The 213-nt window shown below is 45.5% G+C and carries 1 protein-coding gene; it reads right to left on the bottom strand.

Features of this window, described 5'->3' with window-relative positions; all coding sequences use genetic code 11:
- Positions 1-213: zinc-binding dehydrogenase (locus tag A3712_RS23140; RefSeq protein ID WP_157618866.1), on the bottom strand; the 213-nt coding region annotated here is incomplete at both ends.

The raw sequence follows: 213 nt of genomic DNA, 5'->3' as shown, positions 1-213 counted from the left end.
TCGAATTTCATTGGGTTAATGCAGTCAGTAGCGCCAAGTTGTTTTGCAACGTCAAATTTGTATAAGTGAATAACAACGCCGATGATTTTGCTTGCACCCGCCATACGAGCACCGATGATTGCAGAAAGACCGATACCGCCTAGGCCGAATACAGCAACTGTGTCGCCTTTTTCAACTTTAGCTGTGTTTAGTACCGCACCCATACCAGTGGTT

Origin of the sequence: Vibrio sp. HI00D65, from assembly GCF_001635455.1 — a bacterium.
Lineage (GTDB): Bacteria > Pseudomonadota > Gammaproteobacteria > Enterobacterales > Vibrionaceae > Vibrio.
Note: the sequence above shows the minus strand (reverse complement) of the source record. Positions and strands in the feature narration are given on the sequence as shown.